Below are 13,353 nucleotides of genomic sequence, written 5' to 3'. Positions count from 1 at the left end.
GCATGGGCTGCCGGCCCCATCCCACGAGCGCTTACGCGCCTCCAGCCGACGAGAGAGGGCGCGATGGCACCGGTCGGCGCCGTCGCTGCCCGAGGGCCGGGAGTCCGCCGCGAGCCGGCGCGGCGTCCGGGCCGGGCCGCGGTGGCGGGTCCGGGCCCCCGCCCCGAACTCGGCGACCACGTCTACCACCCGGTACGGCGCGACCACCGGGACGGCGGTCGCGGCCGACAGCGCCCGAGCAGCCGGGCACGCAGATGCGCCCGGCGCCACGGGGCGGGCACGGGATGACCACCGAGACCGGAGACGGCCGTGTGGCGTCCGCGCCGGCCGCACGGCCGCGGTCGCTCCCCCCACCGGGCTTCGCGGATGTCCGCATCGTTGCGGCCGGTCCCGAAGCGGCCCGCCGGATCGCCGAGGTGCTCCGCCTCCGCTTCGCGGCCGACGAACAGCGCAGCTACCCCGCGGGAGAAGACGGCCAAGGCACCCGGCTCCACCTCACGATCGACACCGTGCACGCCCCCGAGGCGGTCGGGCCGTCCCGTCTCCTCGTCACCGGCCACCCGCACGCCGACGAACTCTGATCTTCTTTCCGGCGTACACTGAAAGCGCGAACAATGTACCTTTTGTCATTTTCGGTAAACCGCTACCGGGAATCGTGCCGGAGAGCGGTTACGGGTGCGCGCAAAGCCGTGGGGGGCCGCGGGGATCGAGGCGCTGGTGCGTGAGGCCGGACACCGCCCCGCCGGTGACGGTCCGGCGGTCCGTACGAAAGGGCACCACATGAACGGCAACGATTCCGGCGCGCACACACACCAGATCACTTCACAGCCGGGTCCCGGCATGGCGGACATCCGCATCATCGCCGGATCCCCCGAGACAGCACAGGAGATCGCCGAGGTACTCCGCCACCGCTTCGCCGCCACCGCGCAGCGCAGCTACCCCACCGCGGAAGCAGACGGCGGCACCAGGCTCCACTTGACCGTGGACATCACTCTCGCACCCGACCCACCCGGCCCACCCCGGCCGCGCCGCGTCACCGAACACCCGCACTCGGACGAGCTGTAGGACGCACATCCGCCAAGCCAGGGGGTGCCGACGGCACCGGGCAAGGGGCAAAGGATGGCTGAGACATTCCTGCGTGGGCTGACTCGCTGGCAGGCAGATACACAGCGGGAGGCCGTCGCCGACGTGCACGTCCTGGCGTACGACGCGCTCCATGGCGCTGAGTCCGGCAGCCGCCGGGAGTTCTCGGCGGAGTTCGCCGGGCACGTCCAGCGCCCCGGGTTCGAGATGGCGGTCGCCGGCGGGGGCCAGCCCCTCGGCTGCGCCTACGGCTTCCGGGCTGATCGGTCTGGCGAGTGGTGGCAGGGGTACGCGGGCGCGGTGCCGGAGGAGATCGAACGCTTCACGGCCTCGGGCGAGGTCTTCCTCCTGGCCGAGTTAATGGTGCTCCCCGCGCATCAGCGCCGGCACATCGCCACGCGACTCCAGGAGCATCTTCTGACGCGCTGCCGTGCAGCCCTGGCGGTGGCCCTCATCGACCCGGCCAACGGCCGTGCTCGGGCGGCGTACCGCTCCTGGGCCTGGACGAGACTCGGGCACCTCCAGTCCCGCCCCGAGGCCCCACCGCAGGACGTGTGGGGCTGCCGCCCGGCCGTCGGCCTTGCCCTGGGATGACGTAGCCGCCCCGGTTCGGCCCCGGGTGCGGTCACATCGCCTTCGCTGCCCGTGGTGACATGCGGGCGAGGAGTAGTCTGACAACACCGAAAGCAATTCGTGTGCGGGCTTCCGTGCCTGTGCCGTTTTCGGCGCATACGAGCCCGGGTCGGCGTAAAGCCGGCCCGGAGCGAGGTCGGCGTCATGACCACCACTCTCTTCCCATCGGCACCCGAAGACCAGCTCGCTCCGCTACCTCCGCGGCTGTCGCTCACCCCCGCCGGCACCGTACCGACGCCACTGGACGGCGCCTGGTGGCCCCGTTCCCGCGACCTGACCGCCGAGCTTCCCGCCCTGATCGCCGTCCTGGACCCCCTGCGGGGGCGGATCATCCGCCTCGCGGTGAACTCCACGCACTGGCCGGTGCTGCCCCGCAAGATCCCGGTCGGTGGACACGTGGTCAAGGTGGGTTGGTTCACCGCCCAGTTGGACCCTCACAGCCTGCTCCTGCGCTCCTACGGCGCCGACCGCTGGGACCTCCTGGTCATCCCGCCCCAGACCGCGCCGGAGACTGCCGCCTGGCTGATGGCCACCGCCGTCGACCCCGCGCGCGTGCAAACCGCGAGCAGGCTCATGCAGGAAGCCGCACACCGCCGGCAGTCAACCGAGGGCGTCGCGGCGCAGCAGGCGGTCTGGGACTCCGAAGGCGGACGTACCGCGCCCCCGCCTACGGCACATACGCCGGTCCCACTGTGGGCCTCCGCAAAGCAGGGGTGACCGTCATGGAGACCCTCGTCAGCATCCTCACCGTCCTCGGCGCGATCGCGCTGGGCGCGCTCGTCCTCCACCTGCTCAACTCCCAGCGGGCCGAACGCGTCGCCAACCACTACTACACCCCCTCCCGCCGCCGGCGGGACGGCGGCAAGCCTCGCCAGTCCGCGGCCAAGGGGCCACTGCCCGACAAAAGGTAGAACCCGCGTTGTCCTTCCGAGGGCACAACCACGGCACACGCAGGCCGAAAGTGCCGGTGATCAGCCTCAACCACAGAAGGTGATTCTGGCTGGTCACCGGTCAGATCGGCACGTTATTGCAGGTCAGCACCCCACGGTGATCATTGGCTCCACAACCAGTTCACCAAGTCCCGCATGACGTTCACCGAGGCCCTGGAGAAGGGCGGTGACGGCCCACTTCGCTCTTGCTGTCACCGCGTTCGGGGACACAAAGCCCCTGAGCCACTGGGCGATCGATCCCGGGCGGCCTGTCCGTACACCACGATCCACCGGCACCTGTCCCAGGGATGGGACCCACAGAGGCGATCGCCGAACAACAGGCCCACGCTCCACTTTGGGCACCGGCGTGCCTCACCACGCCTTCGGATCGAGCATGGGCCTGGAGGACTGGGCCCGCCTCACCCAGATCCCCGCCGGCTACCTGCGCCACCGGATCGAGCAGTACGGACGGCCTTCTAAGCACCCGCTCCTTTCGGCGAGCACGTCGACGCGGAATCCCAGAACAAGTCCCACCACCATCGCGGCAGCCAACAGCTTCCGACCAACAGATACGCCCGTGCCAGCATAGGGAGCCAGCCACAATCGTGGATCGATCACCGCGGCCTTCAGGGATCCACCTACTCCAGCACACGTCTCTGGAACTCTGGGGTGATGAACTGGCGAGGGTAAGATCTCGTCCGGCTGCGGGAGTTGTCGATCGCCATCACCACCCACCCCCACTGGCAGACACGCCGATATGGGTCCGTTTACCGGACAGGCAGCAGACCCTTGGTACGGCTCTGATCTGTGTAAAGGGTGTGAATGCGGTTGCGAGCCCTCCAGGGCTGATGAGGACACCCGCCTGGCCGACTGGTTCAGGCTGGTCGTCATCAGCCCCGGAGGGCTCGCAAGCTCGGCGCGAGCGGATGCGCACCCGCTTGCAGACCGTATCGTCATCAGCCCTGGAGGGCTCGCAACAGGAGCGGCCCTCCCCGAAAGGGCGACCCCCGGCGCGGCGAGGAGGGCGGGGCCGACACTGACGCTATCAAGGCTCATGAAACTGATCACGAGATGCTTCGCCCGTGCCAGTCGGACCCGAGGCCGAAGCGCACGACGTCGCGAAGCCGAGCGAGCGCCGACTCGTACATGACACCGGCCGCCCGGGTACACCTCATCTCCGGCGAGGGTGCCGACCCGTCGAGGTCCCGTACCTCACATACCCGGCGGGCCAGGACCATGATCCTTTGGCGTTCGGGCCAGCAGCGGCCCAGCAAACGATCTTCGTCGTCGCCCGGGCGGCCTCCGCAGACGAGGACCGAGCAGGAAACCCCTGGTCGAAACGATCCCTCTCGGAGGTCTCTGGGTGGGGCGGGTGGGACTCGAACCCACGGCCGACGGATTATGAGTCCGCAACTCCGCGTGCGGCCTCCCACCGCGGGCTGCCTGCGCGTCCCGTGTCCGGCCCTGTGTGGATGACCGTGGACGACCCCGTCCCGCCGGTCTCGCCGGGCTGGTAACATCGCGCTCTTACCATCGGCGTGCAAGAAACCGAGGACGACCGGCGGTACGGAACCTGGCTGTCGACGGTATCGGCGAACCGATCCCGGTGGCCCGCGCTTGCTGAGCAGAGACGACTACCTTCAGGCCCCTCGCCGTCGCCTTCGTTGAGCCCTCTACGCCATAGCCCTCACCGCCTGCCGAGCGGCGCCGAGGGCCGCACGGCCCATGGTTCGCCCGGAACTCGCGGCGGACGATGAAGCGATGGCAACCGAGAATGATGAACAACAGCACCAACGCGCCTTGCTGGAACTCCTCGCCGGGGCTATGAGATACGACAAGATCGTCCGCACTGACGGCGGCTGGGCGATCCAGGATGGAAGCGCCTTCGCCGGCGACGACAATCGCACGCACCCGTACGAACTCTCGGGGGCCGCGTGGAGTGCCCTCAGCGTCGCCTGCGACCACATGAGGTGCCTCTACCGCAGCCTCATCGGCCTGGACATCGAGGAAGACTTTCCGCAACACCTCACCGTGACCCTGCACACCCACGCACAGTACACACTCCTCCGTGGCCTCCTAGAGAACGCCGCCCGCGCCGTATGGATGCTCGCACCACCCGCCCGCCCCGAGCGTGTGCAGCGCCGGATCGTTCTCGAATGGAACGAAGTGCAGCAGTCGGCCAAGACCGTCGCGCTCCTTGGAGGAAGACTCACCCCCAGCCTCGATACCCGCAAGGCACAACTCACCGCCATGCTCACCGCGGTCGGGGCCACCCCCGAGGAAGCGGCGGCATTTCTGAAGGCCCGACCTGGGTACAGCGAGATGGTCCGCGAGGCAGGCGCCCTCACGGTCGTCAAGAGCGATCCGGCGGAAGCCGCCTGGAAGGGCTGCAGCTCGATGGCCCACGGTGACTTCCGTGGCACCCTCTCGATGAGCGATCTGGAGATCGTCCGTACCGAAGGCACGACCGCCATCACCCGGATGACCGGCTCAGCCAAGATCATGCAGTGGGCAGCCGAGGCGGCAGTCTCAATCCTCAACCACGCCTTCGACCTCTACAAGCAGCGAGCTAGCCGCCATCACTGAGCGTCGACCACATTGGAGGCGAGAGCAGACCATATGGCCGCGACGGCTGCCCGCTCGCCACCACGGCCATCCCCCTCCAGGGCAAGGAGCGGGCCACGCAGAGCGCCACCCGATCCTGAGAGCGACGAACACCCGTACCGGCATTCGCACGATCCCATGCGCCACCCGGGCGGCCGGATGTTGCGAGCCCTCCAGGGCTAAGCACGTCAGCAATCTTGGCCAGACGAATACGCCAGCGATCCACAACCCACGGAAACGCTAAGTCCCCTACGCGTCCCCCAGACCTGCAGGACAGGCGATAGGGAGCCGTGTTTACACAGGTCAGATATGGTATCCAAGCGGATGGAGCTGGCGCCTTCTAAGCGCTTGGTCGCAGGTTCGAGTCCTGCCGGGGGCGCAGGGCTGCCCTCCTCCCCCAGGGAGGGCCCAACCTGCGGACCCCGCCGCCGACCGCCGCTCGTCCCGTCCTGCCCGCGGGCCTCCCGTCGCTCCACCCCCTCCTCCCCGCCGCGCCCGGCCGCCATGCGTGCGCGCGCCCGCCGTTTCTCAGTACGGCAGGTGGAACGGCACCGTCGTGACGACGATCTTCGGCAGATGGCGCAGGGCGCGCCGCAGCCGGCTCGCCATGCGGCTGTGCAGCAGTTGGTGCCGGCGGTGCCGGGTGACGACCTCCGGCAGGATCACCGTGAGGGTGAGGTCGGGATTGAGCCGGTGGAGGGTTTCGATGTAGTGCACCAGGGGGGCCACGAGGGCGCGGTAGGGCGACAGGACGGTCTGCAGGGGGAGGTGGTCGCCCCACAGGCTCCAGTACGCGCGAAAGCGCCGCTCCTCCTCCTCGGTGGTGCTGATGTGGACGGCCAGCGCGGGCTGTCCGAGGGAGGCGGCGTACGCGAGGGTGCGCATGCCGGCGAGGTCCAGGGTGGCGATGGGGATCACCGACAGGTGGTGGATCTCCTCGGGGATCTCCTCGGTCTCCCGGTCGGCGGGCGAGGCCCCCGCGGCGCCGGCGGCCGGGGCCAGCGGGCCCGCCTCGGAGCGCGCGGGGAGTTCGACGGCGTGGGGCCGCAGGCGCAGGGTCTCGCGCGTGGTCGTGTAGTGGCGCTTGACGCGGGTGGTGACCAGCAGGAAGAGGACGATGATGACGAGCGCGGCCCAGGCGCCCGCGGTGAACTTGCTGACGCCGGCGGTCAGCAGGACGAGCCCGGACAGCACGGCGCCGGTGGCGTTGAAGACGAGGCTCTTGCGCCAGTGCGGCTCGCGCAGCCGCCACCAGTGGACGACCATGCCGGTCTGGGAGAGCGTGAAGGCGAGGAACACCCCGACCGCGTAGAGCGGGATGAGGGAGTTCGTCCGGCCCTCGAAGGCGACGTACACCAGGGCCGCGGCCAGGGACAGCAGCACGATGCCGCCGCTGTACGCGAGCCGGTCGCCGAGCCGCAGGAACAGCTTGGGCGCGTACTCGTCCCGGGCCAGCAGCGACAGGACCCGGGGGAAGTCGTTGAAGGCGGTGTTGGCGGCAAGCAGGAGCACGGCGGCGGTGGCCGCCTGGACGTAGATGTAGAACCACCCGTTGCCGAAGGAGAGATGGGCGAGCTGGGAGAGCACCGTCTCCTGGCCGGTGGGCACCACGCCGGTGAACTCGCCAGGGGCGCCCCGATCAGCACCCCGCGGACCCGCGAGCCCGCCTCCGGCCGGACGGCGGCCTCCGGACCCGGCCGGCCCTCCGCGGCCCGCGCCCGCAGCGGGGAGAGCGGCACCAGCCGCCCGAACCACGCCGGACTCGCCTCCGCCGACGCCGGGAACGACCCCACGTCCGGCTCCACCGGCAGCGCCCGCCGCCACACCTCGGGGGCGGCCGACACCCGTCCCCAGGCCCTGCCGACCCGCCGCAGCGCCCGGGCCTGCTCCTCGCTCAGGCTCGGCAGCACGGCGGCCGGCCCCGGAGGACCGGCTTTACTGCTGCCGTCCGCGCGTCCGTTCGTTCCCGTCACCCGGCAAGCGTGGGGCACCGCTCCCGGACGGCAGGTCAGCGACACCGCCGCTTCACCCGGCGCCCGCGGCGTCCGGGGGCGCGGGCCGCCGGCTCCGGCGGCCGCTCACCGCCTGCGCTCCAGCGCCGTCGCGACCCAGCACCCCCCGCCGACCGGCAGGGGCAGCCAGTAACTGAAGATCCGGTACAGCAGGGTGGCGGCGAACGCCTGGCCCGGCTCCAGCCCGTACGCGACCAGCAGCCCCGTCAGGCCGGCCTCCGCGATGCCCAGCCCGCCCGGTGTGATGCGCGCGCTGACCGGGATCTGCACCAGCGCGAAGGCGAGCAGCAGGCCGCTCCAGGGCACCGGGACGCCCAGCGCCCACAGGCTGGCCAGCAGACAGGCCGCGTCGAGGAGCCAGTTGAGCAGGGCCAGCGCGGCCGGCGTCAGCCAGGGGCGTACACCCGGCCGGACGCTCCGGGCGTGGACGACAAGTTGCCGGGTCGCCCGGCCGGCCGCGTCGAGGCGCTCGTGCCGGGCCGCCGTCCGCCGCCAGCGGCGCCCGATCGCGTCCCGTACGGCCGGCGAGCGCAGCGCGGCCAGGCCGGCCGCGGCCAGCAGCCCCAGCAGCGCGAAGAGCCACAGCAGCGCCGTGCCGGGACCGCGGGTCCCGGCCAGGAGCACGCCCAGCAGCATCACCACCGCGAGGCCCAGCCCGGACAGCACGCCCGAGGCCGCCAGCACCCCGGCCGTCAGCGCCCGGTCGGCGCCCCGGCGTCTGAACTCGCGGAAGAGCCAGGCCGCGGCGAAGGCCGTACCGCCCGGGAGCGCACCGGCCATCGCGTTCGCCGCCAGCACCAGCCGGTTCATGGCGACCGGCGCGACCCGCACCCCGCCGACCGCGAGCAGCCACTGCTGCAGCCCGGCCAGGCACACCAGGGCAGCCGCCTGGCACGCCAGCGCGACCAGCGCCTTGGCCGGGCTGACGTGGGTGAGCAGTTCGAGCGCCCGGCGCAGTTCGCCGCGGCGCGAGACCGCGATCAGCAGCCCCGCCGTGACGAGCAGCGCCGCGGGCACCCACCACAGCCGGCGCACGCGCGTCCACCACCGGCTGCGGGCGCCCGCACTGCCCGGGGTCACGGCCGGCACCCCGCGGCGGCAGTCACGTAGAGCACCCGGCCGACGCTACCGCGTGACGGTCGCGGCCCCGGGCCTGACGTGGCGGGGTGCCGGCCGTGACCCCGGGAGCGCCCGGCGTCAGCGCCGAGGGACCCCCCGCGGTCGGCGCTCCGGCCCGTCCGACCGGATCTCACGCCGCAGCTCCCGGGTCAACGCGCCGAGCGCCCGCCGCACCTCCGCCTCGTCCGACACGTGCCGGCTGCCCTCGTACCGCCACACCAGCCCCGAGAAGGCGTCCGCCGCCGCGCGCGCCTCCGCGCCGCACAGCAGGTGGATGTGCGACCTGCCCGTCTGCATCCGGTCCTGCCAGGCGACCCGGTCCGCCGTGGTCAGCCGGCGCTGGTCGCTGCGCTCCAGCTGCGCCTCGTACAGGTGCAGTCCGGCCGTGATCATGTCGGCCGCGCTCCGCAGCTTCTGCTCCCGCAGCCACCGCCGGTCCTCGCTGCGCCCGGTCGCGTACGCGCCGAGCAGCACACCCGCGAGTCCGATGAGCGCCCCCACCACACCCGGCAGGACGTTCTCCACCCGCGCCACCTCCTGGAGTTGGGCCGCCCGACCTTCCTACCGCATCCCGGCGTCCGGGCGCGGGGCAATCCGCACGTCAGCGCCCGTCCCGCGGTGCCGTCGGCGTTCACCTCACAGGAACTTGTCATCGCTGTGAGGTCGGGCATTGTGGAACTCTCGTCCGGTAAGGGTCCTGTACGTCGCCTCCGAGGAGTAGGTGTCCATGTCCAACGGGCAGTTGAACGTCTGCGTCGTCGGCGCCGGGCCGCGAGGCCTGTCGGTCCTGGAGCGGATCTGCGCCAACGAGCGCAAGTCCCCCGCCCACGAGGAACTGCGCATCCACGTCGTCGACCCGCACCCGCCGGGGGCGGGGCGGGTCTGGCGGACCGACCAGCCGGACTTGCTGCTGATGAACACCGTCGCCTCGCAGGTCACCGTCTACACCGACGCCAGCGTGGAGATGGAGGGGCCGATCGAGGCCGGGCCCAGCCTCTACGAGTGGGCGCGGTCCGTCGTACGCGGCGAGGAGGCCGGGCCGCCGCTGCCGGGCGGGGCGCTGGCCGAGGCGCGGCAGCTGGGTCCTGACGACTACCCGACGCGGGCGTTCTACGGGCACTACCTGGGGGACTCCTTCCGCCGGGTGGTGGCGGGCGCCCCGGCGCACGTCAGCGTGCGGGTGCACCGGTCCACCGCGGTCGCCCTCGACGAGGAGGAGGACGGCGCCGCGGGGCAGTGCCTCTCCCTCGCCGACGGCACCCGCTTACGCCACCTCGACGCCGTCGTCCTCGCCCAGGGGCACCTGCCGGCGCGGGCCACCGCGGGCGAGAAGGAACTCGCGCGGGAGGCGGACGAGTGCGGGCTCGTGCTCGTCACGCCCGTCAATCCGGCAGACGCCGATCTCTCCGCGATCCGGCCCGGTCAGAACGTGGTGCTGCGCGGGCTCGGACTGAACTTCTTCGACCACCTCGCCCTGCTCACCACCGGCCGCGGCGGCCGGTTCGAGCGCAGCGGCGACCGGCTGGTCTACCGGCCGTCCGGCCGCGAGCCCCTGCTCTTCGCCGGCTCCCGGCGCGGTGTCCCGTACCACGCCCGCGGGCACAATGAGAAGGGCGCGCACGGCCGTTACGAGCCGCGGCTGCTCACCCCCGAGGTCGTCGACCGGCTGCGGGAGCGCGGCACCGCGGGCGGGCGGGTGTACTTCGCCGTCGACCTGTGGCCGCTGATCGCCAAGGAGGTCGCGAGCGTCTACTACGGCGCCCTCCTCGCGGCGCGGGGCCGGGGTGCGGAACGGGAGGCGTTCGTCGCGCGGTACCTCGCCGCGCCCACCGCCGAGGTGGAGGCCGCGCTGCTCGACGAGCACCGGATACCCGCCGCGGACCGGTGGGACTGGGCGCGTATCGACCGCCCGTACGCGACCCGCGAGTTCCACAGCCGCGCGGAGTTCCGCGACTGGCTGCTGGGCCACCTCGCGGACGACGTGCGCGAGGCCCGCGAGGGCAACGTCAGCGGACCGCTGAAGGCGGCGCTCGACGTGCTGCGCGACCTGCGCAACGAGATCCGCCTCGTCGTCGACCACGGCGGTCTCGAGGGCATCTCCTACCGCGACGACCTGCAGAACTGGTACACGCCGCTGAACGCCTACCTGTCCATCGGCCCGCCCCCCTCCCGGATCGAGGAGACCATCGCGCTGGCCAACGCGGGTGTCCTGCAGTTCATGGGTCCGGAGCTGCGCGTGCGCATCGACCGTACGGGCGAGGAACCGGCGTTCGTCGCCGAGTCGAGCCGGGTGCAGGGCCCGCCGGTGCGGGCCGCGGCGCTGATCGAGGCGCGGCTGCCGGAGCCCGACATCCGGCGCACCGCCGACCCCCTGCTCACCCACCTCCTCGCCACCGGCCAGTGCCGCGCGTACCGCATCTCCAGCGACTCCGGCGCCGACGTGGTGACCGGCGGACTGGACGTCGGCGAGCGCCCGTACCCCCTGATCGACGCCGCCGGCGAGGCCCACCCCCGCCGCTTCGCCTACGGCGTCCCGACCGAGGCCGTGCACTGGGTGACCGCCGCGGGCATACGACCCGGGGTGAACTCCGTGACCCTCGGCGACTCCGACGCCATCGCCCGCGCCGTCCTCGCCCTCACCCCCGCGGGCGGGCCGCGCCCCCACACCACCGAGGAGCTTTCGTGACCCCGTCCCCGCCCCCGCCCCCGGACGCCGCCCCCGCCGCCGACCCCGACGCGGGCCTCCTCTCCCCCGTGCGGGCCGGCACCCCCGTCGAGGCCGCCGTGTCGGACCGGGCGTGGCTGCAGGCGATGCTGGACGCCGAGGCGGCGCTGGCCCGCGCCCAGGCCCGTACGGGCACCATGCCCGCGTCCGCCGCCGCCGCGATCACCGCCGCGGCCCGCGCCGACCTGCTCAACCTGCGCGCGCTCGCGTGCGCCGCGCGGGAGACGGCCAACCCGGTCGTCGGCCTGGTCAAGGCCCTCAGCGGGGTCGTGGCAGAACGCGACCCCGCGGCCGCGGAGTACGTGCACCGGGGCTCGACCAGCCAGGACGTCTTCGACACCGGCGCGATGCTGGTGTGCGACCGGGCGCTGCGGCTCGTCCGCGCCGACCTGCTGCGCACCGCGCGCGCCCTGGAGGGGCTGGCGGCGGAGCACCGCGACACGCTGATGGCCGGGCGGACGCTGACGCTGCACGCGGTGCCGACGACGTTCGGGCTCAAGGCCGCCGGCTGGCGGGCGCTGGCGCTGGACGCCGCCGAGCGGGTGGGGCGGGTGCTGGACGGCGGGCTGCCCGTGTCGCTCGGCGGGGCGGCGGGGACGCTGGCGGGGTATCTGGAGTACGCGGCGCTCGACGGCGCCGGAACGGCGGACTCCGGTGCCTACGCCGAGCGGCTGACCGGCGCGTTCGCCGACGAGACGGGGCTCGCGCCCGCCGTCCTGCCCTGGCACGTCCTGCGCGCCCCGGTCGCGGACGTCGCCGCCGCGACGGCCTTCGTCGCCGGGGCGCTCGGGAAGATCGCCGTCGACGTGCAGTCCCTCGGCAGGACCGAGGTCGGCGAGGTGGCAGAGCCCGCGGTGGCCGGCCGCGGCGGCTCCTCCGCGATGCCGCACAAGCGGAACCCGGTCCTCGCCACCCTCGTGCGCAGCGCCTCCCTCCAGGTCCCGGCGCTGGCCGCGGCGGTGACCCAGTGCCTGGTCACCGAGGACGAGCGCTCCGCGGGCGCGTGGCACGCCGAGTGGCATCTGCTGCGCGAGTGCCTGCGCCTGGCGGGCGGCGCGGCGCACACCGCCGCCGAACTCGCCGAGGGGCTCCAGGTCAGGCCCGACCGCATGCGCGCGAACATGCGGCTGACGGAGCACCTGGTCACCTCCGAGCGCGTCGCGGCGGTGCTCGCCCCGCTGCTCGGCAAGGCGCGGGCGAAGCAGTTGCTCACCGACGCCGCGGCGGAGTCGGAGCGTACGGGACGGGGCCTGCCGGCGATCCTCGCGGCAGTGCCCGCGATCGCCGAACACTTCGACGAACCGGCCCTGGCGGCGCTCCTGGACCCCGCCTCGTACACGGGCGCGGCGGGCGCACTGGTGGACCGGGCGCTCGCCGGCCCCTAACTCCGCCTCGGACCAGGGGACTTGCCGCCGCGTACGCATGCGCATGCAGGTGCGTCCGGGACTTCGGGCCGCGCCATCACCGGTGCGTACGCGGCGAGTTCGCCACCCTCCGTCACCCCACTCCCGCCCCTCGTACCCCCTCCGGGTGATCAACACTCCAGTCCGGGGCGCCTCGTGACGATACGAAAAGGGTGACCGTCATGGATGAGTGCCTCCAATTCGTCTGTCCGCCGTGGTGCAACATGGCCGACTCACCGGAAGACCATTTCGGGGCTCTCGGTGACGACCTGTCCCGGGTGCTGCATCTGGGCTGGAATGCCGGGGCGATGTTTCAGGGGCGGGGCGACCCCCGCCAGACAGTGGGGTTCGATGTGGATCTGTGCGCGTACTCGCTGACCGACGGGCGCCCGGGACGGCCGTTCCTGCGGGTGTCCGACGAGGCCGACAGCGCGAACAACTTCGAGGTGCACGACGTCGCCTCGGCCGCATTCCTGCTGCAGCAGATGGCCGGCGCGGTGCGGAACCTCGCCGGCTTCCTGGAGATGCTCAGCGCCCGGCAGGAGGCCGAGGAGGCGCAGTGGCAGGCCGTGCGGCTGGACGGGGAGGTGCGGCAGGCCGAGCAGCAGCAGGCCAGGGCCGAGGCCGGGCTGCGCCAGGCGCAGGAGTACATCGGCGTCCTGGAGCGGGAGATGGAGGCGGCCGGGGCGGCGCGGGACGCGGCGCACTGGCAGGTGGAGAAGGCCCGCGGGCGGGTGGCGGACGCCGAGCGCACCGCGCGGGAGAGCCGCCGGGTCGCCGAGGCCGCCGCGGCCCGCTCGGCCCGGCTGGAGGGGGCCAGGTAGGAGCCGCCGGGCCGGGAGCGG

11 protein-coding genes and 1 pseudogene are annotated in these 13,353 nt (G+C 72.8%); 9 read left to right on the top strand and 3 right to left on the bottom strand.

Annotated features, from left to right (window positions below; translation table 11 throughout):
* The first annotated feature begins 284 nt into the window (after window positions 1-284).
* From LG396_RS31305 to LG396_RS31280, 6 genes are all read left to right on the top strand, one after another.
* Window positions 285-581, top strand: a complete 297-nt coding sequence (locus LG396_RS31305; protein ID WP_225797326.1) for a hypothetical protein — start codon at window positions 285-287, stop codon at window positions 579-581.
* A gap of 199 nt (window positions 582-780) precedes the next feature.
* Entirely contained in the window at window positions 781-1,065 is a 285-nt protein-coding gene (locus tag LG396_RS31300; RefSeq protein WP_225797325.1) for a hypothetical protein, read from the top strand.
* A 54-nt stretch (window positions 1,066-1,119) separates the two neighbouring features.
* Complete coding sequence (locus tag LG396_RS31295) at window positions 1,120-1,677, top strand: GNAT family N-acetyltransferase (protein WP_225797324.1); 558 nt, start codon at window positions 1,120-1,122, stop codon at window positions 1,675-1,677.
* A 183-nt stretch (window positions 1,678-1,860) separates the two neighbouring features.
* Entirely contained in the window at window positions 1,861-2,433 is a 573-nt protein-coding gene (locus tag LG396_RS31290; RefSeq protein WP_225797323.1) for a DUF5994 family protein, read from the top strand.
* A gap of 5 nt (window positions 2,434-2,438) precedes the next feature.
* Window positions 2,439-2,627, top strand: coding sequence for a hypothetical protein (locus LG396_RS31285; protein WP_225797322.1), 189 nt, complete (start codon window positions 2,439-2,441; stop codon window positions 2,625-2,627).
* A gap of 1,779 nt (window positions 2,628-4,406) precedes the next feature.
* Window positions 4,407-5,231: a hypothetical protein gene (locus tag LG396_RS31280; protein ID WP_225797321.1), complete on the top strand. Its 825-nt coding sequence runs from the start codon at window positions 4,407-4,409 to the stop codon at window positions 5,229-5,231.
* Between the two features lie 546 nt (window positions 5,232-5,777).
* Here the strand turns inward: LG396_RS31280 and LG396_RS31275 are convergent.
* The 3 genes and pseudogenes from LG396_RS31275 to LG396_RS31265 all read right to left on the bottom strand — a co-directional run.
* A pseudogene (locus LG396_RS31275) lies at window positions 5,778-6,866 on the bottom strand (amino acid permease); the annotation flags it as partial.
* 461 nt (window positions 6,867-7,327) lie between these two features.
* A complete protein-coding gene (locus LG396_RS31270; protein ID WP_225797320.1) occupies window positions 7,328-8,341 on the bottom strand; it encodes a lysylphosphatidylglycerol synthase transmembrane domain-containing protein in 1,014 nt (337 codons plus the stop codon).
* A gap of 117 nt (window positions 8,342-8,458) precedes the next feature.
* A complete protein-coding gene (locus tag LG396_RS31265) occupies window positions 8,459-8,905 on the bottom strand; it encodes a hypothetical protein (RefSeq protein ID WP_225797319.1) in 447 nt (148 codons plus the stop codon).
* Window positions 8,906-9,107: 202 nt separating this feature from the next.
* On the opposite strand from LG396_RS31265, the gene LG396_RS31260 reads away from it, so the two are divergent.
* The 3 genes from LG396_RS31260 (at window position 9,108) to LG396_RS31250 (ending at window position 13,332) form a co-directional block, all read left to right on the top strand.
* The gene (locus tag LG396_RS31260; RefSeq protein ID WP_225797318.1) at window positions 9,108-11,066 is read left to right on the top strand and encodes an FAD/NAD(P)-binding protein; all 1,959 of its coding nucleotides are present in this window, start codon (window positions 9,108-9,110) and stop codon (window positions 11,064-11,066) included.
* Window positions 11,063-12,490, top strand: coding sequence for a nitrosuccinate lyase (locus LG396_RS31255; protein ID WP_372483592.1), 1,428 nt, complete (start codon window positions 11,063-11,065; stop codon window positions 12,488-12,490). Before LG396_RS31260 ends, LG396_RS31255 begins: the two co-directional genes overlap by 4 nt.
* A 242-nt stretch (window positions 12,491-12,732) precedes the next feature.
* Window positions 12,733-13,332 (top strand): hypothetical protein, encoded by a 600-nt coding sequence (locus LG396_RS31250; RefSeq protein ID WP_225797317.1) that lies wholly within the window; start codon window positions 12,733-12,735, stop codon window positions 13,330-13,332.
* Window positions 13,333-13,353: the final 21 nt, after the last annotated feature.

Origin of the sequence: Streptomyces aculeolatus, assembly GCF_020400605.1 — a bacterium.
Classification (GTDB): domain Bacteria; phylum Actinomycetota; class Actinomycetes; order Streptomycetales; family Streptomycetaceae; genus Streptomyces; species Streptomyces aculeolatus.
Note: the sequence above shows the minus strand (reverse complement) of the source record. Positions and strands in the feature narration are given on the sequence as shown.

Bases quoted from the DNA above. Each gene is read 5' to 3' on its own strand.
- LG396_RS31305 (WP_225797326.1), top strand. From the start codon at position 285: ATGACCACCGAGACCGGAGACGGCCGTGTGGCGTCCGCGCCGGCCGCA.
- LG396_RS31300 (WP_225797325.1), top strand. From the start codon at position 781: ATGAACGGCAACGATTCCGGCGCGCACACACACCAGATCACTTCACAG.
- LG396_RS31295 (WP_225797324.1), top strand. From the start codon at position 1,120: ATGGCTGAGACATTCCTGCGTGGGCTGACTCGCTGGCAGGCAGATACA.
- LG396_RS31290 (WP_225797323.1), top strand. From the start codon at position 1,861: ATGACCACCACTCTCTTCCCATCGGCACCCGAAGACCAGCTCGCTCCG.
- LG396_RS31285 (WP_225797322.1), top strand. From the start codon at position 2,439: ATGGAGACCCTCGTCAGCATCCTCACCGTCCTCGGCGCGATCGCGCTG.
- LG396_RS31280 (WP_225797321.1), top strand. From the start codon at position 4,407: ATGGCAACCGAGAATGATGAACAACAGCACCAACGCGCCTTGCTGGAA.
- LG396_RS31260 (WP_225797318.1), top strand. From the start codon at position 9,108: ATGTCCAACGGGCAGTTGAACGTCTGCGTCGTCGGCGCCGGGCCGCGA.
- LG396_RS31250 (WP_225797317.1), top strand. From the start codon at position 12,733: ATGGCCGACTCACCGGAAGACCATTTCGGGGCTCTCGGTGACGACCTG.